Source organism: Kitasatospora sp. NPDC034035, assembly GCF_055575755.1.
Genome location: NZ_JBVISA010000010.1, coordinates 268,594 through 286,837, shown reverse-complemented (window position 1 = coordinate 286,837; position 18,244 = coordinate 268,594). Strand labels below are relative to the sequence as shown.

17 protein-coding genes and 1 pseudogene are annotated in these 18,244 nt (G+C 73.5%); 6 read left to right on the top strand and 12 right to left on the bottom strand.

The window, feature by feature from the left end; translation table 11 throughout:
- Positions 1-312 precede the first annotated feature (312 nt).
- Both ACZ52J_RS17295 and ACZ52J_RS17290 read right to left on the bottom strand, forming a co-directional pair.
- Positions 313-780, bottom strand: a complete 468-nt coding sequence (locus ACZ52J_RS17295) for a hypothetical protein (protein ID WP_465619676.1) — start codon at positions 778-780, stop codon at positions 313-315.
- A 117-nt stretch (positions 781-897) separates the two neighbouring features.
- Positions 898-1,476, bottom strand: coding sequence for a MarR family winged helix-turn-helix transcriptional regulator (locus tag ACZ52J_RS17290; RefSeq protein WP_465619658.1), 579 nt, complete (start codon positions 1,474-1,476; stop codon positions 898-900).
- Positions 1,477-1,708: 232 nt separating this feature from the next.
- Here ACZ52J_RS17290 and ACZ52J_RS17285 point away from each other — a divergent pair, with 232 nt between their 5' ends.
- The 3 genes from ACZ52J_RS17285 to ACZ52J_RS17275 all read left to right on the top strand — a co-directional run bounded on the left by ACZ52J_RS17285 (position 1,709) and on the right by ACZ52J_RS17275 (position 4,549).
- On the top strand, positions 1,709-2,908 hold the full coding sequence (locus ACZ52J_RS17285) for a cytochrome P450 (protein WP_465619656.1): 1,200 nt from the start codon (positions 1,709-1,711) through the stop codon (positions 2,906-2,908).
- 232 nt (positions 2,909-3,140) lie between these two features.
- Positions 3,141-3,338, top strand: a complete 198-nt coding sequence (locus ACZ52J_RS17280) for a ferredoxin (RefSeq protein ID WP_465619654.1) — start codon at positions 3,141-3,143, stop codon at positions 3,336-3,338.
- Positions 3,335-4,549, top strand: a complete 1,215-nt coding sequence (locus ACZ52J_RS17275; protein ID WP_465619652.1) for an NAD(P)/FAD-dependent oxidoreductase — start codon at positions 3,335-3,337, stop codon at positions 4,547-4,549. The genes ACZ52J_RS17280 and ACZ52J_RS17275 overlap by 4 nt, the downstream gene beginning before the upstream one ends.
- Before the next feature lie 85 nt (positions 4,550-4,634).
- Here ACZ52J_RS17275 and ACZ52J_RS17270 read toward each other — a convergent pair whose 3' ends face one another.
- From ACZ52J_RS17270 to murQ, 4 genes and pseudogenes are all read right to left on the bottom strand, one after another.
- Positions 4,635-5,150, bottom strand: a complete 516-nt coding sequence (locus ACZ52J_RS17270) for a MarR family winged helix-turn-helix transcriptional regulator (RefSeq protein ID WP_465619650.1) — start codon at positions 5,148-5,150, stop codon at positions 4,635-4,637.
- A pseudogene (locus tag ACZ52J_RS17265) lies at positions 5,147-6,952 on the bottom strand (MFS transporter). The gene ACZ52J_RS17270 and the pseudogene ACZ52J_RS17265 overlap by 4 nt, the downstream one beginning before the upstream one ends.
- Positions 6,953-7,196: 244 nt before the next feature.
- Positions 7,197-7,766: a hypothetical protein gene (locus ACZ52J_RS17260; RefSeq protein ID WP_360491299.1), complete on the bottom strand. Its 570-nt coding sequence runs from the start codon at positions 7,764-7,766 to the stop codon at positions 7,197-7,199.
- 383 nt (positions 7,767-8,149) lie between these two features.
- The gene (murQ, locus tag ACZ52J_RS17255) at positions 8,150-9,148 is read right to left on the bottom strand and encodes an N-acetylmuramic acid 6-phosphate etherase (RefSeq protein WP_465619647.1); all 999 of its coding nucleotides are present in this window, start codon (positions 9,146-9,148) and stop codon (positions 8,150-8,152) included.
- Positions 9,149-9,208: 60 nt separating this feature from the next.
- Here murQ and ACZ52J_RS17250 point away from each other — a divergent pair, with 60 nt between their 5' ends.
- Positions 9,209-9,832 (top strand): endonuclease, encoded by a 624-nt coding sequence (locus tag ACZ52J_RS17250; RefSeq protein ID WP_465619645.1) that lies wholly within the window; start codon positions 9,209-9,211, stop codon positions 9,830-9,832.
- A 61-nt stretch (positions 9,833-9,893) separates the two neighbouring features.
- Here the strand turns inward: ACZ52J_RS17250 and ACZ52J_RS17245 are convergent, their stop codons facing one another.
- Both ACZ52J_RS17245 and ACZ52J_RS17240 read right to left on the bottom strand, forming a co-directional pair.
- Complete coding sequence (locus ACZ52J_RS17245; protein ID WP_360491290.1) at positions 9,894-10,574, bottom strand: DUF6445 family protein; 681 nt, start codon at positions 10,572-10,574, stop codon at positions 9,894-9,896.
- Positions 10,575-10,753: 179 nt separating this feature from the next.
- On the bottom strand, positions 10,754-11,401 hold the full coding sequence (locus ACZ52J_RS17240) for a TetR/AcrR family transcriptional regulator (protein WP_465619643.1): 648 nt from the start codon (positions 11,399-11,401) through the stop codon (positions 10,754-10,756).
- Positions 11,402-11,594: 193 nt separating this feature from the next.
- Here ACZ52J_RS17240 and ACZ52J_RS17235 point away from each other — a divergent pair, with 193 nt between their 5' ends.
- The gene (locus ACZ52J_RS17235) at positions 11,595-13,043 is read left to right on the top strand and encodes an MDR family MFS transporter (RefSeq protein ID WP_465619641.1); all 1,449 of its coding nucleotides are present in this window, start codon (positions 11,595-11,597) and stop codon (positions 13,041-13,043) included.
- A 71-nt stretch (positions 13,044-13,114) separates the two neighbouring features.
- On the top strand, positions 13,115-14,020 hold the full coding sequence (gene mca, locus ACZ52J_RS17230; RefSeq protein ID WP_465619639.1) for a mycothiol conjugate amidase Mca: 906 nt from the start codon (positions 13,115-13,117) through the stop codon (positions 14,018-14,020).
- A 13-nt stretch (positions 14,021-14,033) separates the two neighbouring features.
- Here the strand turns inward: mca and ACZ52J_RS17225 are convergent, their stop codons facing one another.
- The 4 genes from ACZ52J_RS17225 to ACZ52J_RS17210 all read right to left on the bottom strand — a co-directional run bounded on the left by ACZ52J_RS17225 (position 14,034) and on the right by ACZ52J_RS17210 (position 17,997).
- Positions 14,034-15,032: a YdcF family protein gene (locus tag ACZ52J_RS17225; RefSeq protein ID WP_465619637.1), complete on the bottom strand. Its 999-nt coding sequence runs from the start codon at positions 15,030-15,032 to the stop codon at positions 14,034-14,036.
- A 76-nt stretch (positions 15,033-15,108) separates the two neighbouring features.
- A complete protein-coding gene (gene pip / locus ACZ52J_RS17220; protein ID WP_465619635.1) occupies positions 15,109-16,062 on the bottom strand; it encodes a prolyl aminopeptidase in 954 nt (317 codons plus the stop codon).
- A gap of 199 nt (positions 16,063-16,261) precedes the next feature.
- On the bottom strand, positions 16,262-17,137 hold the full coding sequence (locus ACZ52J_RS17215) for a lysophospholipid acyltransferase family protein (RefSeq protein WP_465619633.1): 876 nt from the start codon (positions 17,135-17,137) through the stop codon (positions 16,262-16,264).
- Positions 17,134-17,997 carry a GNAT family N-acetyltransferase gene (locus ACZ52J_RS17210; RefSeq protein WP_465619631.1) on the bottom strand — a complete coding sequence of 288 codons (864 nt, stop codon included), beginning with the start codon at positions 17,995-17,997 and terminating at the stop codon, positions 17,134-17,136. The genes ACZ52J_RS17215 and ACZ52J_RS17210 overlap by 4 nt, the downstream gene beginning before the upstream one ends.
- Positions 17,998-18,244: the final 247 nt, after the last annotated feature.

The following is an 18,244-nucleotide window of genomic DNA, read 5'->3' as shown; positions in this document are numbered from 1 at the left end:
CCCGTACTGGGAACAGCCCCTCGAACTGGGCATCGACGAAGACCGGCCCGAGTCTGTCCCGCACCCGCATCGCCAGACAGCCCTTCGGGAACACCGCGCGAGCCACCCGCACCGTCTCCAGCGGAATCTCCGCCAGCTCCACCCCACGCAACGACACCGGACCCCACCCCTGAACACGACAACGGCCTGCACAACCCCAACGGGGTCGTACAGGCCGACGTCACGCAGGCCCTCACCGATTAACCAACAGCATCCGCTGAGCGGTCGGGGCCTTCTTCGGCGCGCCGTTGGCCGTGCGCCGTGGGCCGTGGGTCAGCGCACGGTGACGGTGAAGACCGGGGAGGCGCTGTCCCCGCTGGTGATGCGCAGCTCGTTCAGGCCCTTGAGGCCGAGCTTCACGCCGAGCGAGTAGGAGCCGTCGCGGGTCGTGTGGACGGAGGCGGGCAGCGTGACCCAGCTGCCGTGCTGCTTCTGCTGCAGGGTCACCGTGCTGCCCGCCTTGAGGCCGGTGGTCGTGCCGGTGACGCGGAACAGCTGCCACGCCGGGACGGCGGAGACCGACGGCTTGGCGGTGATGGCGGCGTGCGCGGCGGCCGGCTGGGTGGCGGCCGACTGCACGATGCCCTGCTGCACGATGCCCTGCTGCACGATGCCCGGCTGTGTGGCGGCCGCGGGCTGGAGGGCGGGGGCGGCGGCCATGGCGGTGCCCGCCAGCCCGAGGGAGATCACGCTGAGGGTGGTCACGGCGGCCAGGCGCAGGGAGTTCCGCTTGGAGACGATCACGGGTGCACCCCTTTCGAGGGGAGGTGATTGTTTCGGCCCGAAGGCGGATGCCGCGCTTCGGGCTCTGCCATCTCCAAGGACGCCCTGTTCGGCGGATCGGTTGTGGACGGATCGTCACTGGCTGGTAACGGTGGGCGATGTGGCTGGATCCGGGTCGGCGCGGTCGGCCGCTCCGGTTTCCTCGGCCGGTCCGTCCGGGGGAGTGTCGTCCTCGGACAGTGCCGAGGTCCGGACCCGGTGGACGTAGCGGTCGATCAGGTGGCGCAGCACGGTGACGGTGGCGGCGACGTCCGACTCCGGGATTCCCTCCAGCGCGTCGGCGAGCCCGGCGATGTTGGCCCGTTTCAGGCGGTCGAGCATCGCCCGCCCCTCGGTGGTCAGTTCGATCTGGCGGGCCCGCCGGTCCGCCGCGTCCGGGGTGCGCTCCACCAGCTGTTGGCCCTGCAACCGGTCGATCTGCCGGGTGACGTGGGAGGGCTTGACCATCAGCCGGGTGGCGAGGTCGCCCACCCGGCTGGCGCCCTGCCCGTCGGCGAGCGCGCGCAGCAGGTAGACGTCCGAGCGGGCCGCTGTGATGCCCGCCCGGGCGGCCTGGCGTTCGTGCTCCTGGGAGCGGGTCAGCAGGTAGGCCAGCGAGGCCAGCACGGCCTCCAGGTCGGAGGTGGCGGTCCGATGATCGGTGGCGTCCGGCATGGGGGAACTGTAGCGATCCGGTGCGGGGCGCGGTGGCGCTGCGGGTCCCTGACCGGTTTTCGGACAGATCCGACCGTCGCCCGGTGAGCCCTTTCATCGCCACGGATCGCGAGTTAGCGTGACGGTGAGTTAGTTGCTTAGGGCATGTAAATGGTCCGGAACTGCTCCGCGGTGCCGCGGGCCCACCCGCCCGACGCCGTCGGCACCCGAAGCTCCGAGAAGGGAGCCCATGATGGCCACAACCGCTCAGACCCCCCGGTTCGCCCACCCCGCCGCCCGCGGTGGCTGCCCGTTCGACCCGCCGCCCGCCTACCGGCAGGCCCAGCAGGAGGAGCCGATCAGCCGCGTCTCCCTGTGGGACGGGGCCCCCAGCTGGCTGGTCACCCGCCACGAGGACGTCAAGGCGGTACTCGGCGACGCCCGCTTCAGCTCGGACGCCACCCGCTCCGGCTTCCCGTTCATCAGCGCCGGCGCCCGGCAGCTGAGCAGCGGTCAGCCCACCTTCATCAGGATGGACGGCCAGGAGCACGCCCGGCTGCGCCGGATGCTCACCGGGGAGTTCATGATCAAGAAGGTCGAGGCGCTGCGCCCCGAGATCCAGCGCATCGCCGACGACCTGCTGGACCGGATGACCGCCGGGCGCACCCGTGCCGACCTGGTTCGCGAGTTCGCCCTGCCGCTGCCCTCCCTCGTCATCTGCCTGCTGCTCGGAGTCCCGTACCAGGACCACGACTTCTTCCAGGAGTGCAGCCGGATCCTGCTGCGCCGTGACTCCTCGGCCGAGGAGGTGGGCGCCGCCCAGCAGAGACTGGCCGACTACCTGGTGAAACTCGCCGAGGCCAAGCGCGCCGAGCCCGACGGGAGCATCCTCAGCCGGCTGGTCGAGCGCGGCGAGCTGGACACCGAGGAGATCGGCGCGATGGGCCGGCTGCTCCTGGTGGCCGGGCACGAGACCACGGCGAACATGACCGCGCTCTCCGTCCTCGCCCTGCTGCAGAACCCCGACCAGCTCGCCCACCTGCGCGCGCACCCGGAATCCGTCGCCGGCGCGGTCGAGGAACTCCTGCGCTACCTGACCATCGTGCACTCAGGCCTGACCCGGGTCGCCACCGAGGACGTCACCGTCGGCGGGGTCCGGATCGGGGCCGGGGAGGGCGTGATCTGCATGATCAACACCGCCAACCGGGACGCGCGGGAGTTTCCGGACGGCGACGCCCTCGACCTGTCCCGTGACGCCCGCCTGCACCTGGCCTTCGGCTTCGGCGTCCACCAGTGCCTGGGGCAGCCGCTCGCCCGGCTGGAACTGCAGATCGCGCTGAACACCGTCCTGCGGCGGCTGCCCCGACTGCGCCTGGCCGTTCCGTTCGAGGACGTCCGCTTCCGCGGCGAGATGCTCATCTACGGCGTCCAGGAGTTGCCCGTCGGCTGGTGACCGACGGCTGGTGACTGAGGCTCGGTGCCCGACGGCTGGTGACTGAGGCTCGGTGCCCGACGCCTGGTGGCCGACGCTCGGTGCCCCGCGCTTGCTGGCCGATGCCTGGTGATCGTCGGCACCGCGACCGGGACGGGCCCCGGGCCCTGTCGGCCACCCGCCGCAACAGCCAACCACCCCAGTGCAGTTCGCCCCCGGCAGGCCGATCCTGCCGCGTCCCGAAAGGAACCCCATGCTCGTCCAGATCGACCAGGAGAAGTGCTGCGGCGCCGGACACTGCGTGCTCGCCGCCCCCGAGGTCTTCGACCAGCGCGACGAGGACGGCATCGTCGTCCTGCTCGACGCCCAGCCCCCGGCCCAGTCCCACCAGGCCGTCCGGGACGCCGCCGCGGTCTGCCCGGCCGCCGCGATCCGGCTGAACGAGGCGTGAGCACACCGCGCGCGGTGGCCGTCGTCGGCGCGGGCGCGGCGGGACTGCACACCGCCGAGGCGCTGCGCCGCGCCGGGTACGACGGCCGCCTCACCCTGATCGGGGCCGAGGAGGAGCCGCCGTACGACCGCCCGCCGCTGTCCAAGCAGCTGCTCGCCGGGCAGTGGCAGCCGGAGCGCCTGGCGCTGCGCGGCCCGCAGGCGCTGGACGAGCTCGGCCTCGACCTGCGCCTCGGGGTGCGGGCCGAACGCCTCGACCGGCGCGAGCGGACGGTGGAACTGTCCGACGGTCGGCGGGTGCGGTGCGAGGCCCTCGTCCTGGCCACCGGGGTCCGGCCGCGCCGGCTTCCGGGCGCCGACGCCACCACGCCCGGCGCCCACGTGCTGCGCACGCTCGCCGACGCGCTCGCGCTGCGCGCCGAACTATCCGCGGGCGTCCGGCTGTTGGTGGTCGGAGGCGGGCTGCTCGGCGCGGAGGCGGCGGCCACCGCCGTCGGGCTCGGGGCCGAGGTGACCTGGCTGACGTCCACCGCCACACCCCTGGCCGCCGTGCTGGGCACCGAGTCGGCCGCGCTGCTGACCGCCCTGCACCGCGAGCACGGGGTGCGGATCCGGCAGGGCGTGGCCGCGGCGGTCGTCCGGCGCGGCGACCGGGCCGCCGGGGTGCGGCTGGCCGACGGCACCGAACTGTCGGCCGATGTCGTGCTGATGGCCATCGGGTCGGTGCCGGACACCGAGTGGCTGGCCGGCAGCGGCGTCCGGCTGGACGACGGCGTGGTCTGCGACGCCCACTGCGCCGCGGGCCCCGGCATCTGGGCGGCGGGCGACGCCGCCTCCTGGCCTGACCCCCGCACCGGCCGTCGACGGCGCCTGGAACAGCGCACCAACGCCACCGAGCAGGCCCTGTGCGTCGCCCGGAACCTGCTGGCCGGCCAGGACGGCGGGCGACAGGCGTACGAGCCGGTCCCGTACCTGTGGACCGACCAGTACGGGCTGCGGGTCCAGGCCTTCGGCCGCCCTGGCGGCGCCGACCGCTTCGAGGTCGTCGACGGCGGCCTCGAGGAGCGCCGCTTCGCCGGCGCCTGCGTACGGGACGGGCTGGTCGTCGGCGCGGTGGGCATCGCCTCCGCCCGGGCGCTGCGGCAGTTGCGTGCGCAGGTCGCGGCGTACGGCCCGTGGCAGGGTGCGCCGTGGCAGGGCGTTCCGGCCTGAGGCGAGGCGACGTTCGAGGGGGCCGCCGCCGGAGCCCGTCGGCGGCCCCCGGCTGTCGGCGGCCCCTCCAGCCGTCCGCAGCCCCTCAGCTGTCCGCGTCTCCTCCGTGGGTGGTGGGCGGTTCGGCCCTCGGTGGGTGCGGGGGCGGCTCGGGTGTTCCGGGCTCGTTCAGCAGCAGTTCCAGCAGCGGGAGCGCCGCCTCCAACTCCCGGCACTGGCGCGCGCTGAGCCGGGTGCTGCGGCGGGCCAGGAGCGCGGAGCGTTCCCGACGGATCCGGGACAGCGCCTCCTCGCCCTGTGGCGCCAGGGCCAGCAGTTGGGACCGGCCGTCCAGCGGGTCCGGTGTCTTGGCAATCAGCCCGGCCGCGGTCAGCGGCGCGAGCGTGCGGACCATGGAGGGGACAGCCACCCCCTCGCGCGCCGCCAACTCCCCGAGCCGTAGCGGGCCGTGCTGCTCCACCCGGGCCAGCGCGGAGAGTTGGGCGGCGGTCAGGTCCTGGTCGTCGGCGGCGCGGGCCATCTGCCGGTTGAGCCGGCCGATCACCAGGCGCAGCCGGACCACCGCCTCGGCGGGGAGTCCGGCGCCGTCCGCCCCGGTCACGTCGCGTCCGCCGTGGTCGGGTCCGCCTTCGCTTCGGCCGCGTCGGCGTCCGCCTCGGCGGCGGCGACGGCGGCGGGCCGGGGGCGTTCGCGGGCCAGCGAGACGGCCGCCGCGACCAGCGACATCGCGATCGCCAGCCAGAAGACCACGACCAGGCCGTCGTGGAAGGGCCCGGAGATCAGCTGCGGGAAGAACTCCCGGCCGGTCAGCGTCTGCGCGTTGCCGGGCGGGAGCTGCCCGAGCACGTGCGGGCCCAGCAACTGCTGGATCGGGTTGTAGCCGAGGAAGGCGGCGAAGAGGGTGCCGACCGGTGGCAGGGCGGCGATGGCCCGGGCGTCGCCGACGGGGACGCCTTGCGCGGTCAGTCCCGCGGTGAGCGTGTGCGGAAGCGACCCGGCGAGGCCCGCCACCATCAGCGAGAAGAACACGCCGATCGACAGCACCATGCCGGCGTTCTGGAAGGTGGCCCGCATGCCGGAGGCGGCGCCGCGCGCCTCCGCGGGCACGCTCGACATGATCAGCGCGGTGTTGGGCGCGGCGAACAGGCCGCCCCCCAGACCGTTGAGGAACACCAGGACGGCGAACCAGGGGTAGCCGAAGTCGGTCGGCAGCAGAAGCAGTCCGGCGAAGGACAGCGCCATCACCACCAGCCCGCCGGAGGCGAACCGCCGGGCCCCGGCGCGGTCCGAGAGGTACCCGGAGGCCGACCCCGCGGCCAGGAAGCCGACGGTCAGCGGGACCAGGTAGATGCCGGCCCACAGCGGGGTGTCGGCGTAGTCGTAGCCGTGCAGCGGCAGCCAGATGCCCTGCAGCCAGATGATCAGCACGAACTGGAGCCCGCCGCGGGCGATCGAACCCAGCAGGGTGGCCGCGTTGCCCCCGGTGAAGACCGGGGCGCGGAAGATCCTCAGCGGGAACATCGGCTCGGCGACCCTGGATTCGACCAGGCAGAACACGGCCAGCAGCGCGACCCCGCCGATCAGCCCGGCCGGCACCCACGGGTTGGTCCAGCCCATGGTGCGGCCGCCGTACGGCTGGATGCCGTAGGTGATCGCCGCGAGCAGGACGGTCAGGCCGACCGCGAAGGTGACGTTGCCCCACCAGTCGACCCGGGCGGGCCGCCGTACCCCCGTGTCGCGCAGCGAGCGGTAGGCCCAGACCGTGCCGAGGACGCCGATCGGCACATTGACCCAGAAGATCGACCGCCAGTTCCACTCGGCCAGCAGACCGCCCAGCACCAGGCCGATGAAGGACCCGGCGATGCCCGCGACGATGTTCACCCCCAGCGCCGTCCCCCGGCGGTTCGGCGGGAACGCGTCGGTCGGCGGAGTTCGCCATCAGCATCGACCCGCCGACCGCCTGCACCACCCGCCAGACGATCAGCCACAGCGCCCCCGCCCCGCCGTGCAGCGGATCGAGGGAGAGCGCCACCGAGGTGAGGGTGAAGATCAGGAACCCGGCGTTGTAGATCCGCACCCGGCCGTGGACGTCGCCGAGCCTGCCGAGCGTCACACCAGCACGGCGGTGACCAGCATGTACCCCATCAGCATCCAGAGCAGGTAGCTGACGTTGCCCGGCTGCAACGGGTCCAGCCCGATGCCGTGGAAGATCGCGGGCAGCGAGATCAGCACGATCGACGCGTTGATGGTGGCGATCAGCGTGCCGAGGGTGGTGTTCGACAGGGCCACCCACTTGTACCGGGGGTGGTCCGGTTCCACACCGCCGCGGACCCGGCGGACGCGTCCGGTCCTGCCGCCCCCGGAAGTCGAGTCGCCACCGCTGCCTCCTGGTGAGGGGCCCATCGGGCCGCCGGGGTCGGAGAGGGGGATTTCGATAGCTTCCGCCAGCTAACGATAGGCCGACCGGGGTCGGGTCGGTAGGGCCCGGGAACACGCGGGGCGCGACCGGGGCACGGGCCGTACCCCCGCCGTCGCTGGGGCGCCAGGGGTACGGGCCGTGCTTACGGGCCCAGGCGTGCGGTCGTCCGAGTGGCAGGTGTGTGGGCCGGGCTCAGGTGCCCAGGCGTGCGGTCGTCCGGGCCGGGGGTCAGCTCGGGAACGGCCAGGTCGGGCACCACGGCCAGGTGACCTGACCCGGGTAGGGCGGGCCCCACGGTGGGCACGGGGGCAGGGTCGGCGTCGACTGGACGCTGCTCCACAGGGCCTTGCCGTTCAGCTGGACCGCGATGGCGCCCTCGTTGTAGATGACCAGCTCGGCGCCGGGGTGGCCGCCGGTGTTGCTGGCCCACAGCGGGGTGTTGTCGGCGGCGTACACGACGAGGTTGCCGTCGTCCTGCATGACCAGGATGTTGCCGTTGGGGATGGCGCCCTTGGCCACCCAGATCGGGGTGGTGCCGCGGTACAGGACGACATTGCCGTCGCCCTGCATGGCCAGCATGATCTGGCCGTTCGGCGAGTACCAGGCCTGGTTGCGGTTCAGCAGGCTGTTCATCGGGATGTGGGTGGGCTCGGTCAGCGCGGCGGCCGCGGCCGGAGCAGCAGCAGGAGCGGTGGCCGGAACAGCCGGGGCGGCGTCGGCGGTACCCGTGGTGAGGGCGCCGAACCCGATCGTGGCGAGGGCGGCCAGAGCGGCGACCCGGGAGCGGAGTCTGGACATGGGTGGGTGTGAAGTCCTTCCGTGTGAACGGGAGTTGACGGCGTAGCGGGGTTTCCTGTGGCGCCTCGCCGGTGTGTCCGGCGCCGCACCTCACGCTAGGGTCGCGGCGCGATGCCGAGCGGCAGGTCCACCGGCAGCTTCCGTCCCGACGCTTGCCGCCTGCCCCGCACGCTTGCCGCCTGCCCCGCACGCCTGCCGCCTGCCTCGCACGCCGCCTGCCCGCGCCTCGGCCGGAGGCGGGGCGGTCGAACGGGGCGACGACTGCTTTCCCGGCTCCGGCGAAGACCTTCGAGGTGGCCCGGTTTTCCGTTGACCGCGACAGCGGTGACCAGCTGTTCTCCGAGCTCGGCGATCCCCTCCTGGCCGTCGCCGACGGGCTTGGATCAGCCGTTGCGGGCTGCCTCCAGAGCCTCGCGCAGTCGACCGTTCGCGGCGGTGAGCAGCCGGGCGGCGGCGGGCGCGTCGATGTCGGCGAGCAGGAGCAGGATCGCGTCCTTGGCCCGCCCGTCGGTCGCGGTGAGGGCGCGACGGATGCTCTGGTCGTCGGCGCCGGTGGCCTCGGCGACGATCCGCCGGGCGCGCTCGCGCAGCTTGCTGTTGGTGGCCCGGACGTCGACCATCAGATTTCCGTACGTCCGCCCGAGGCGGACCATCACGGCCGTCGACAGCATGTTGAGCACCAGCTTCTGCGCGGTCCCCGCCTTGAGCCGGGTCGAGCCGGCCAACACCTCGGGGCCCACCTCCACCTCGACGGCCAGTTCGGCGGCGGCCGCCAGCGCCGAACCGCGGTTGCAGGCCAGCCCGACGGCCAGCGCGCCGGTGGCCCGTGCGGCCCGTACGGCCGCCACCGCGTACGGCGTGCGGCCGGAGGCGGAGACGCCGACCAGGGTGTCGGCGGGGGTGAGGGCGAGCACGGCCACGTCGGCCTCGGCGAGGTCGGGGCGGTCCTCGGCGCCCTCGGCGGCCTCCGTCACGGCCGTCCGCCCGCCCGCGATCAGGCCGACGACGAGTGCCGGGTCGGTGCCGAAGGTCGGCGGGCACTCGGCGGCGTCCAGCACCCCGAGCCGGCCGGCCGTTCCCGCCCCGGCGTAGACCAGCCGTCCGCCGCGCGCCATCCGGGCGGCCACCGCGTCGACCACGGCGGCGATCCGCTCCAGCTGTCCGCCGACGGCGGCGGCGACCGTGCGGTCTTCGGCGTTCATCAGACGGAGCAGCTCGGCGGTGGGCAGTTCGTCGATCGCGGCCCAGTCGGGGCGGATCGCCTCGGTCGGTGGGACGGTGGGTGGCACAGCCGGTGGCGCGGTGGGTGGCACGGGGGGTGGTGCGGCCGGTGGTACGGCGGGCCGGTTCGGGCGGGTGTGGTCCGTGGGGTCCTGGTCCATGCGGCGAGCGTCCCCTGGTGCGAGGGGCCCGAATCCGGGCAGGCGTGGGGGGAGGAGGTGATGACCGTGCAAGCAACCGTTTCCGAGTTGCTGGACCGGTTCGGCCGCACCTACGCGGAGGAAGCCGGGATCACGCTGCGCGACAAGCCCTCGCCGCTCTACCGGCTGCTCGTCCTGACCGTGCTGTGCTCGGTGCGGATCAGCGCCGACACCGCCACGGCGGCGGCGCGCGAGCTGTCGGCCGCCGGTCTGCGGACTCCACGCGCGATGGCCGACGCCCGGCGCGGCACGCTGATCGCCGCGCTCGGCCGGGCCCACTACGTGCGCTACGACGAGAGCACCGCCACCGCGCTCGGCCGGGGCGCCGAGCTGCTGCTCGACCGCTGGCACGGCGACCTGCGGCGGCTGCGGGAGGAAGCGGGCGGCGAGCCGGAGCGGATCGGCGAGCTGCTGCGGGAGTTTCCCCGGATCGGGCCGGTCGGGGCCGGGATCTTCCGGCGGGAGGCGCAGGCGGTCTGGCCGTCGCTGCGGCCGTACTTCGACGAGCGGGTACTGGAGGAGGCCCGGACGCTGGGGCTGCCGGCGAGTCCGGCGGGCCTGGCGCAGCTGGTCGCGGCGAAGGACCTGGCCCGGCTGGCGGCGGCGCTGACGCGGGCGAGCCTGGCGCACGTCGGGGCGGCCTGAGCTGCCCGGCGGCGCCGCCCGCCGCGTCGTCACGGCGTCACGTTGTCACGGCGTCGTGGCGTCAGGCCATCCAGAAGAACACCGCCGTCATCCGGCGCTCCGCCAGCTCGTCGCCGTAGTAGCCGGTGGCGCTGTGGATCAGATTGGCGTTGTAGAGCAGCAGTTGGTTGTAGCGGTTGGGGACGCGGACGTCCTCGACGAAGTGGTCGGCGGGCACGCGGCGGGTGCCGAGCGCCTCGACCAGATTGTTGTGCGGGGCGTCCACCACGTTGCCGCCAAGGCGACCACCGGGGAACTGCTGGCGGTAGAAGCTGGTGCCGGCGTCCTTGGGTGCGCCCGGGCTGAGGTAGAGCACGGCGGCGAAGCGGCAGAGGGCGCGCGAGTCGGTGTGCGGGCGGGACTCTGACTCCCCGGCGCCGACGACCTGGACGCAGTTGTGGTTGAGCGTGCCGCCGCCCGGGGTGCTCTGCACCCAGAGTCGGGAGGCACCGGTCGCCTTGCGGACCTGGGACTCGACCCGGGCCAGCTCCTCGGGCTCCAGGCCCGGCATGGTGCGCAGTCCGGGCCAGGTCTCGGGGCGGTGCGGGTAGCCCTCGGTCCACTCGCCGCGGGCCAGGCAGCGTTCGCGGACGGCGTCCGGGTCGGGCAGGACGTCGTTCAGGACCCAGTAGTCCCGGCCCCGGGTGGGCTTGCGGTACGGCAGGACCGGCAGCGCGGTGGGCCTGATGGGCTGTGAGGGCATGGGCCGACGATAGAGGCGGTGATCGTCAACCTTCTGCCGTGAGCAGGTCAACCTTTCGTCAAGGGTGCTCTGTCCCGGGTGGACCGTCCTGTGCGGTGGACCGTCCGGTGCGGGGTGTTCTGCCCTGTGCGGGCTGTTCTGCGCGGATCGTCCCGAGTGGCTCGTCCTGGGTGGGATCGCTAGGCCTCCCGTACGGCGAAGCCGCCCAGGGCGCCCTCCAGCCGGTCGTAGGCGCGGACGGCGGAGGGCCGCACCGCGGCGGCGATCGCGGCGTGGTCCTCGTCGGCCAGGGTGTGGCGGAGCACCTCGGCGAACACCGCCCGGTCGACGGCGCCGAACAGCGCGGCGGCGACCCGGCTCTCGAAGCCGACGGGTCTCTCGTGCACGGCCTCGGCCAGCGCCTCGGCGAGGGCGGTCTCGCTCTGCTCGTGCACCTCGCGCAGCCGGGCGACCAGGGCCGGACTGTCGAAGACCGTGCGGGCGAAGGCCGGGCCGGAGAAGCCGAGCCGTGGGTCGTGCCGGTCGATCCTGGCCAGGCAGTCGCGGCGCAGCGCGGCGAGCGCGGACTCACCCGGCGCGCGCTCGGCGACGGCCCGGGCGAGCCGGCCGACGAGCTCCTCGTGCAGGTCGAAGAAGAGGTCCTCCTTGCGCGGGAAGTGGTTGGTGACGGTCATCTTGGCGACGCCCGCGGCGGCCGCGACCTCGGCGATGGTCGTCCGGTCGAAGCCCTGCTCGATGAAGAGCCTGGTCGCGGCGTGCGAGATCGCCTCGCGGGTGCGGCGCTTGTTGAGTTCGCGCAGGTTGGGCGCGGTCCCGGTCTCGGTCATGGCGGGAGCCTAGCGCAGGTCGCTGGGTCGAGCACAGTAATTAGGCTTGACCCAGCAAGTGGGTCCGTCCTAAGTTCTTCTCGGGCGGTCGGAACGGCTGCCGGAGGGCCGTCGGAGCGATCGCCACAGTGATCGCCGGGGTGGCTACAGGGCTCGAGGGCGACTCGCCCGAGGGGCGACCAGGGGAGGGCGCATGACCACATCCGTCACTGCGAAGGGCCGGCGAGGGGGAGTCCGGGAGGGGGAACCGGAGGCGATCCCGTCGAGCCTGTGGAAGATGGCCTCGGTGCTCGCGCTGGGTCCGGTGCTCGCACTGCTGGACACCACGATCGTCAACGTCGGCATCGACTCCGTCGGCCGCGATCTGCACAGCTCGATCGCCGCGGTGCAGTGGGTGGCCACGGGGTACCTGCTGGCGATCTCGCTGACGATGCCGCTCTCGGGCTGGGCCGCTGGTCGCTTCGGGGCCCGGCGGGCGTGGCTCGCCTCGGTCGTCCTGTTCGTGCTCGGGTCGGCGCTGTGCGGTCTGGCCTGGTCGACGGGCAGTCTGATCGCCTTCCGGGTGCTGCAGGGGATCGGCGGCGGGATGATTCAACCGCTCGGCCAGGCGATCATCATACAAGCGGCCGGGCCGTCCCGGATGGGGCGGGTGATGGGCACCCTGATGCTCCCGATCAGCCTGGCCCCCGTCCTGGGGCCGATCCTCGGCGGGCTGGTGCTGGAGCACCTCGACTGGCGCTGGATGTTCCTGCTGAACGTTCCGGTCGGGCTGTTGATTCTGCTGTCGGCCGCCCGCTGGCTGCCGGCTGACGAGACGTCGGACGCGCCGAAGCCCCGGCTGGACGTGACCGGCCTGGTGCTGCTCTCGCCCGGCCTGACCGGGCTGGTCTACGGGCTCTCGACGATCGGTGGCGGCGGAGCGGCCGGCTGGGCCGCTCTCGGGGCGGGCGCGATGCTGGTGGCGGTCTACGGCTGGTACGCGCTGCGGGTGGGGCGCGGTGGTGTCCGGACGCCGCTGATCGACCTGCGGCTGTTCGCCCGGCGCGGCTTCACCGTGGCGACGGCGAACAGCTTCCTGCAGGGCGCCGCGCTCTACAGCTCGATGTTCCTGGTGCCGCTCTACTACCAGCAGGTGAAGCACGCCGGGGCGGTGGAGGCCGGCCTGTTGCTCGCACCGCAGGCCCTCGGCACGGCGGTCACCGCGATGCTGGCCGCCCGAATAACCGACCGCCTCGCGCCGCGTCCACTGATCATGATCGGCATCGCCTGCTCCCTCGTCGGCACGCTCGCGTTCACCCAGTTGGGCAGCGGCTCCGACCCGGCCGACTGGCTGATCGCCGGCTCGCTGGCGCTGCGCGGCGCGGGCATGGGGCTCATCGCGATCCCCGGCCTGGCGGCGGTGTACGGGAGCGTCGAGAAGGCCCAGGTGCCGGCGGCCGCGGGTGCGGTCAACGTGCTGAACCGGATCGGCGGGGCGCTCGGGACGGCAGTGCTGACGCTGGCCCTCCAGCAGGCACAGCACGGCCACCCGGACCGTCCGGGCGCGGCCTTCGGGGAGACCTTCTGGTGGGGGCTGGTCCTGTCCGCGCTGGCGATCGGGCCGGCCTGGCTCTACCCGAACACCCGCAAGAACGCTGCCTGACCGGGCCGTCGGTTCTTCGACCGCCAGCTCTTCGACCGCCACTTCCTCGATCGACGCTCACGGAGGTATCCATGTTCACCAAACACCCCGGCGGCCTGCGCCTGCTCACCGTGCACGCGCACCCCGACGACGAGTCCAGCAAGGGCGCGGCCACCCTCGTCCGGTACGCCTCCGAGGGGGTGGAGGTCCTGGTCGTCACCTGCACCGGCGGTGAGCGCGGCTCGGTGCTCAACCCGGCGATGGACCGTCCCGAGGTCCGGGCCGACATCGCCCGGATCCGGCGCGAGGAGATGTCGGCCGCCCGGGAGATCCTCGGGGTGCGCCAGCAGTTCCTCGGCTTCGTCGACTCCGGCATGCCGGGGCCGGACGAGCCGCTGCCCGAGGGCTGCTTCGCTTCCCAGCCGGTCGAGGCCGCGGCGGCGCCGCTGGTCGCACTGATCCGCGAGTTCCGCCCGCACGTGGTGATCACCTATGACGAGACCGGCGGGTACCCGCACCCGGACCACGTGATGACCCACCAGGTCACCGTGGCGGCCTTCGAGGCCGCCGCCGACCCGGGGCGCCACCCCGAAGCGGGCGAGCCCTGGCAGGCGTCCAAGCTCTACTACCACGTGGTGCTCTCCCGGGCCTGGTTCCAGACCCTGCACGACGCCATGACGGAGCGCGGCGTCCCCTCGGCCATGGGCGAACTGCTCGCCGGGTGGCCCGACACCCCGCCCGTCCTGACGACCACCACCCGGATAGCGTGCGCCGAGCAGTTCGCCGTACGGGACGCGGCGATGCTGGCGCACGCCACCCAGGTCGCGCCGGGGGTCGCGTTCATGGCCCACCCGCGGGACATCGAGCGCGAGGTCTGGCCGACCGAGGACTACCACCTGGCCCGGAGCCTGCTGCCCGTGGCCGGTGGAGCAGGCGGGGCGGCCGGGGCGGGCGGGGTTGAGAACGACCTGTTCGCCGGGCTCAGGCCGGAGGGGTAGGTGACATGGGCGCTCAGAGCGCCGCGAGCACCCCGCAGAGTGCGAGGAGGCCGCAGATCCCGAAGTTGACGAGCTTGTGCGAGAGGAACACCGCCGCGAACTCGCGGATGGTTGCGGTCGGCCAGTAGTACCGGGCGGTGGGCGAGCCGAAGACGTGTCCGTTGACACCGGTCTTGCGGGCGAGGAGCGCCGCCCGGAAGGCGTGGAAGTTGTTGGTGACCACGACGCAGCGGTAGTCGGGCTTGGCCTGTTCCATGATGGCCTTGCTGAAGAGCAGGTTCTCCTCGGTAGTGCGCGAGCGGTCCTCCCGTTCGATGTGTTCGGCCGGGAAGCCGCGCTCGGTCAGGTAGTCGGCCATCGCATGGGACTCAGGCAGCTTCTCGTCCGGTCCCTGGCCGCCCGAGGTGATCAGTACCGGCGGATTGCCGTGCGCGGCCTGCTTCTCGTACGCCTCGCGGCCCCGGTTGAGCCGGCTGGCCAGCAGCGGCGGGACGCGCTCGCCGCCGATCAGCCCGGAGCCGAGCACGACCACGAAGTCGACGTCCCGGCGAGGCCGGTGGCGGCTGTACAGGAAGGCGTAGCCGACGAAGCAGACGAACAGGAACGAGACGTAGAGGACCACCAGGACGGCGGTGCCCGCCAGGATGGCCAGCCGCCGCGAGCCGGTGGCGAGGGCGGCGAGCAGCAGCACGATGACGGTGATGATGCCCAGCCCGGCGAGCAGCGACAGCAGGTTGGCGGGTCGTCTGCCCTCCTTGCGGATCATGGTGAGCCCGTTGGAGAGCAGGAACCAGACCAGGGCCGCCGTGCCGAGGGCCGGCAGCAGGATGATCGCCGCCGCGACGATCTCCACCACCGTGGTGGTCGTCCTGCGGAGTTCGGTGAGCAGGGCGAGGGAGAGGAGCGAGACGGCGATACCGAGGAGGACGGCGTTGCTGAACTGGCGGCGGTCGCGCAGTACCCCGATCCCGAACAACAGGAAGAACAGGGCGGCTGGGGCGTAGGCGATCATGCATCGTATCGTAGGGGTTCATTGGAATGGGCCACTTGTGACGAACGGTCCAACTGCCCGTGCGGAGCCCGGGTGTTCAGGCTAAGCGCTCGATCGCGGCCACGACCGCCTCCGTCATCCTCGGGCTTCCGGTGTGCCCGGACTCGTCGATGACCGTCAGACGGGCGTCCGGCCAGGCCTTGGTCAACTTCCAGGGAATGCCGAGCGGTGCTCCGAGGTCCAGCCGGCCGTGGATCAGCTCGGCCGGGATCCCGGCCAGTCGTCCGGCGTCGCGCAGCAGTTGGCCGTCCTCCAGGAAGGCCTGGTGCGAGAAGTAGTGCGCGGTGATCCGGGTGAAGGCCATCAGGGCGTCGGAGGGGCGGTCGGTGTAGGCGTTCGGCTTGCCCAGGGCCTCGTGCGAGATGACCGCGTCCTCCCAGGTGGCCCAGGCGGTGGCGGCGGCTCGTCGGACCGTCTCGTCGGGGCTGTTGAGCAGTCGGCTGTAGGCGGCGAGGAGGTCGCCGTTGCGGTCGGCGGTCGGCAGGAAGTCCCGGAACTCCTCCCACGGCCCGGGGATCAGCCGGCCGACTCCCCGGTAGAGCCAGTCGAGTTCGTCGGTGTCGGTCATGGTGACCCCGCAGATGACGATCCCGGACACGCGCTCGGGGTGGGCCTGGGCGTACGCGAGGATCAGCGTGGATCCCCACGAACCGCCGTACAGCAGCCACTTGTCGATGCCGAGGTGTTCCCGAAGTCGCTCCATGTCGGCGATCAGGTGACGGGTGGTGTTGTGCTCCATCCCGGTCGACGGGTCGGCTGCGTGCGGCCGGCTCTGCCCGCAGCCGCGCTGGTCGAACTGGACGACGTGGTAGCGCTCCGGGTCGAAGTACCGTCGGGCGCCCGGACTGTGGCCGGACCCGGGCCCGCCGTGCACCACCGCGGCCGGCGTGCCCGCCGGGTTGCCGGAGGCGTTCCAGTGCATCCGCTGCCCGTCGCCGACATCCAACAGGCCTTGCGCGTACGGTTCGTAGAGGGGGTACGTGTCGGGCATCGGTGACTCCTCCGTGGTCGTACGGGCCGGGGTGCCCGGCGAGCCTATCCCGCGGCCGGGGAGCCGGTGGGGCCCTCGGGTGCCTTGGGCCGGGCCCGACCGGGGTCGTCCCGGGTGGTGCCGTCGGCGCGCGGCGACCGCACCCGGCGGCGTCGGCCGAGGCCCACCGAGCTTGACCGGCCGCCGTCGTGGCGGCCGGTCAGTGGATCCCTTCCACCGCCGCCTGCGCCGTCCGGGCCAGTTCGCGCCGGGCGTCCGCCCGGGTGGACGCCCGGGCGGGTCGCGGGGCGGGCGGCGGGATCGGCGGCAGGAACGTCACGTCGGCGACCAGCCCGCGGGCCGCGACCACCCGGGCGAGGGAGGTGAGCAGCCCGTCGTCCCCGACGAAGGCGGGGACGCTGGTCGGCCGTCCGTCCGCCAGCCGGTAGCGGATGGTCACCGGCTGGACGAAGGCGCGCGCCTCCACCGCGGCCTGGAACAGCGCGGGCCGGAACCGGCCGCTCTCCCGCCCGCACCAGGTCGAGCCCTCCGGGAAGACGATCACCGGGCGTCCGGAGCGCAGCACCTCGGCTACCGCCGCCACGGTGTCCGGCAGCGTCCGCAGCCGGTCGCGGTCCAGGAAGACGGTGCCGCCCCAGGCGACCAGCCGGCCGAGGACCGGCCACTGCCGGACCTCGGTCTTGGCCAGCGACCGGCCCGGACGTCCGGCCGCGAGCAGCGGGATGTCCAGCCAGGACACGTGGTTGGCCACCACGAGCACCCCGCCGCCCCCGCCCCCGGCCGCACCGACAGGCCCGCCCCCGCCCCCGGCCGCACCGACAGGCCCGCCGTCGGGCCCGGCGAGGTGGACGGTCACCCCGAGGGCGCGGAGCAGAATGCGCGCCCAGAGCCGGATCAGCCGCTCCCGGCCGCCGTACGGGAGCAGGCGGACCGGCGGGATGAGCGCGACGCCGACCACGACCGCCGCCAGACAGGCCGTCAGCCGCAGCACCCGCCGGGGGTGGGAGACATGCGGTGCGGGGCCGGCCAGGCAGGTCTCGGGCCGGCAGGTCGCCGTGGGCAGCCAGACGCTCATGCCGCGGTGCCCAGGCCGGGCAGCCCGGAGAGGAAGTGCCGCAGGTAGCGCGGGTCGGTGCGCTCCAGCGAGAGCAGTACGTACAGATCGGCGCAGTGGAAGTCCGGGTCGTACGCGGGCTCGCCGCAGACCCAGGCGCCGAGCCGCAGGTAGCCGCGGAGCAGGGCCGGCAGCGCACCCCGCTCGGCGCGCGGCACACCGGTGGCGTCCCAGCGGCGGCGCGGGGCGACCCGGTACTCCGCGGGCGCCAGGTGTTTGGCGCTGACGGTGTCCCAGACCCGGGCGGCGGTGGCGCCGCCGTCCTCCAGGCCGATCGAGCAGCAGCCGCCGACCCAGGTGTTGCCGGTGTCGGCGAGGTAGCGGGCGATGCCGCCCCACATCAGGTTGATGACGGCGCCGTTGCCCCGGTGGTCCGGGTGGATGCAGGAGCGCCCGAGCTCGACCAGGCCCGGGCGGACCGGCGCCAGGGCCGACAGGTCGAACTCGCCTTCGGAGTACAGCCGTCCGGCCCGCCGGGCGGCCTCGGGGCGCAGCAGCCGGTAGGTGCCGACGACGGTGCCGTGCTCGCCCTCGCGGACCAGGAGGTGGTCGCAGTACTCGTCGAACGGGTCGACGTCCAGGCCCGCGACCGGGCTGTGCAGGACGGCGCCGAGCTCGGCGGCGAACACCTGGTGGCGCAGCCGCTGGGCGGCCCGCACGTCGTCCTCGTCGCGGGCGAGGGAGACGGTGTAGGCGGGGGTGGCGAGGGAGGCGGGGGCGGACGCGGACACCGGCGCGGGCCGGTGGCGCGGGGCGGGGACCGCCGGGGTGTCGTGGGCGGGGGCGACTGCGGACGGAGTGTACGTGGGGACGGTGGTCATGGCGGACCCTCCAGGGCAGCACGATCGGCGGTGCCGTGGATCGCCAGGGCACCGTCCCGGTCCGCAGGTGGTTGGGCATGGACGCGAACCGGTCTCGGTATGTCTCTCCGAGTCGGTTGGCATCCACGTTGCGGCACGGCGGAGCGCAGATGTGCACCTGCTGAATGGGACCACCCGTGGCCTGCCGGTCATCTGCCCGGCACCGGGCGCTCGTTCGCAGGGGGTGGACAACGGGGGCGTGCGGCTG

Excerpts from the sequence above, each read along its gene's own strand:
- ACZ52J_RS17290 (WP_465619658.1), bottom strand. The coding sequence starts at position 1,476 with ATGCCGGACGCCACCGATCATCGGACCGCCACCTCCGACCTGGAGGCC.
- ACZ52J_RS17285 (WP_465619656.1), top strand. The coding sequence starts at position 1,709 with ATGGCCACAACCGCTCAGACCCCCCGGTTCGCCCACCCCGCCGCCCGC.
- ACZ52J_RS17280 (WP_465619654.1), top strand. The coding sequence starts at position 3,141 with ATGCTCGTCCAGATCGACCAGGAGAAGTGCTGCGGCGCCGGACACTGC.
- ACZ52J_RS17260 (WP_360491299.1), bottom strand. The coding sequence starts at position 7,766 with ATGTCCAGACTCCGCTCCCGGGTCGCCGCTCTGGCCGCCCTCGCCACG.
- murQ (WP_465619647.1), bottom strand. The coding sequence starts at position 9,148 with ATGGACCAGGACCCCACGGACCACACCCGCCCGAACCGGCCCGCCGTA.
- ACZ52J_RS17250 (WP_465619645.1), top strand. The coding sequence starts at position 9,209 with ATGACCGTGCAAGCAACCGTTTCCGAGTTGCTGGACCGGTTCGGCCGC.
- ACZ52J_RS17245 (WP_360491290.1), bottom strand. The coding sequence starts at position 10,574 with ATGCCCTCACAGCCCATCAGGCCCACCGCGCTGCCGGTCCTGCCGTAC.
- ACZ52J_RS17240 (WP_465619643.1), bottom strand. The coding sequence starts at position 11,401 with ATGACCGAGACCGGGACCGCGCCCAACCTGCGCGAACTCAACAAGCGC.
- ACZ52J_RS17235 (WP_465619641.1), top strand. The coding sequence starts at position 11,595 with ATGACCACATCCGTCACTGCGAAGGGCCGGCGAGGGGGAGTCCGGGAG.
- mca (WP_465619639.1), top strand. The coding sequence starts at position 13,115 with ATGTTCACCAAACACCCCGGCGGCCTGCGCCTGCTCACCGTGCACGCG.
- ACZ52J_RS17225 (WP_465619637.1), bottom strand. The coding sequence starts at position 15,032 with ATGATCGCCTACGCCCCAGCCGCCCTGTTCTTCCTGTTGTTCGGGATC.
- pip (WP_465619635.1), bottom strand. The coding sequence starts at position 16,062 with ATGCCCGACACGTACCCCCTCTACGAACCGTACGCGCAAGGCCTGTTG.
- ACZ52J_RS17215 (WP_465619633.1), bottom strand. The coding sequence starts at position 17,137 with ATGAGCGTCTGGCTGCCCACGGCGACCTGCCGGCCCGAGACCTGCCTG.
- ACZ52J_RS17210 (WP_465619631.1), bottom strand. The coding sequence starts at position 17,997 with ATGACCACCGTCCCCACGTACACTCCGTCCGCAGTCGCCCCCGCCCAC.